The sequence below is a fragment of the Streptacidiphilus monticola genome, assembly GCF_042658505.1.
In the GTDB taxonomy this organism is placed as follows: domain Bacteria; phylum Actinomycetota; class Actinomycetes; order Streptomycetales; family Streptomycetaceae; genus Streptacidiphilus; species Streptacidiphilus monticola.
Window position 1 is genome coordinate 1 of sequence record NZ_JBHSQJ010000194.1, and the last position, 566, is coordinate 566.

The following is a 566-nucleotide window of genomic DNA, read 5'->3' on the forward strand; positions in this document are numbered from 1 at the left end:
CCCCCGCAAGGTCCGCGACCTGGCCTCCCTGTCATTCGTCGAGGCCAAGGCCAACGCGGCCCTGCTGGGCCCGCCGGGGGTGGGCAAGACCCATATCGCCGTCGCCCTGGCGGTTGCGGCCTGCCGGGCCGGCTTCTCGGTCTACTTCACCACCCTGGACGACATGGTCCGCAACCTGCGAGCCGCGGACGAGATCGGCCGCCTGGGCCGGAAGCTCATGCACTATCTGCGGCCCCACGTCCTGGTAGTCGATGAGGTCGGCTATCAGCCCCTCGAACGGGCCGAAGCGAACCTGGTCTTCCAAGTAGTCTCCAAGCGCTACGAGAAGGGCTCCATCATCCTGACCTCGAACAAGACCTTCGGAGAATGGGGGCAGGTGTTCGGGGATGAGGTCCTGGCCACCGCGATCCTGGACCGGCTCCTCCATCACTGCCAGGTCGTGGCGATCAACGGCCCCAGTTACCGCCTCAAGAACCGGCTCACCGCGATCGAGGGTTCCACCGACGTCGCCTGAGCTGAGCACGAATCAGCGTACGCACCTGAGCACTTCACCGAGTACCCCGACA

Annotated in this window: 1 protein-coding gene; it reads left to right on the plus strand. The window is 65.9% G+C overall.

What is annotated here, in order from left to right; translation table 11 throughout:
- Positions 1–514: IS21-like element helper ATPase IstB (gene istB, locus ACFP3V_RS31275; RefSeq protein ID WP_380591051.1), on the plus strand; the 514-nt coding region annotated here is incomplete at its 5' end.
- Positions 515–566 lie beyond the last annotated feature (52 nt).